The organism is Enhygromyxa salina, from assembly GCF_000737335.2.
GTDB lineage: Bacteria > Myxococcota_A > Polyangia > Nannocystales > Nannocystaceae > Plesiocystis > Plesiocystis salina_C.
In genome coordinates, this window is record NZ_JMCC02000283.1 from 1 (window position 1) to 1,073 (window position 1,073).

Below are 1,073 nucleotides of genomic sequence, written 5' to 3' on the forward strand. Positions count from 1 at the left end.
GGAACAGATGGGCGTTATTATCCACCGGCGATCCGCCCATCAGAAAATAGTTTCCTTTTGGCACCTGCTTAACAATACTTTCCGCCTGCAGCTCGCCGACTTTTTCATTATCGAACGAAATATAAAAATCGATATCCGCGTTATTTATCATACGGTCATAGGCCAGCACTTTAATGCCTTCTCGTTTCGCTTCGGCGACGACGTTGCTGGTGATGCTGCCAACTTACTGATTTAGTGTATGATGGTGTTTTTGAGGTGCTCCAGTGGCTTCTGTTTCTATCAGCTGTCCCTCCTGTTCAGCTACTGACGGGGTGGTGCGTAACGGTAAAAGTACTGCCGGACATCAGCGCTATCTCTGCTCTCACTGCCGTAAAACATGGCAGTTACAGTTCACATACACCGCCTCTCAACCCGGTACGCACCAGAAAATCATTGATATGGCCATGAATGGCGTTGGATGCCGGGCAACCGCCCGCATTATGGGCGTTGGCCTCAACACGATTTTACGTCACTTAAAAAACTCAGGCCGCAGTCGGTAACCTCGCGCATACAGCCGGGCAGTGACGTCATCGTCTGCGCGGAAATGGACGAACAGTGGGGCTACGTCGGGGCTAAATCGCGCCAGCGCTGGCTGTTTTACGCGTATGACAGGCTCCGGAAGACGGTTGTTGCGCACGTATTCGGTGAACGCACTATGGCGACGCTGGGGCGTCTTATGAGCCTGCTGTCACCCTTTGACGTGGTGATATGGATGACGGATGGCTGGCCGCTGTATGAATCCCGCCTGAAGGGAAAGCTGCACGTAATCAGCAAGCGATATACGCAGCGAATTGAGCGGCATAACCTGAATCTGAGGCAGCACCTGGCACGGCTGGGACGGAAGTCGCTGTCGTTCTCAAAATCGGTGGAGCTGCATGATAAAGTCATCGGGCATTATCTGAACATAAAACACTATCAATAATTTGGAGTCATTACCAGCAGTCGTATATCATTTAGTTAGCAACCTGAGCTCGTTTCGAACCCGGTTACGTTGTCAGATCCGCCTCAGCACAAAAAGTTAAATTGTCACTGAA

At 50.8% G+C, this 1,073-nt stretch carries 1 protein-coding gene and 1 pseudogene; one reads left to right on the forward strand and one right to left on the reverse strand.

Features of this window, described 5'->3' with window-relative positions; all coding sequences use genetic code 11:
* Positions 1–220, reverse strand: a pseudogene (locus tag DB30_RS43390) (substrate-binding domain-containing protein); the annotation flags it as partial.
* Between the two features lie 43 nt (positions 221–263).
* On the opposite strand from DB30_RS43390, the gene DB30_RS40910 reads away from it, so the two are divergent.
* Positions 264–961, forward strand: a protein-coding gene (locus DB30_RS40910) for an IS1-like element IS1A family transposase (RefSeq protein ID WP_103215986.1) whose coding sequence is annotated in 2 segments (ribosomal slippage) — positions 264–513 and positions 513–961 — 699 coding nt in all. Because the reading frame shifts where the segments join, the coding sequence is not laid out codon by codon here.
* Positions 962–1,073: the final 112 nt, after the last annotated feature.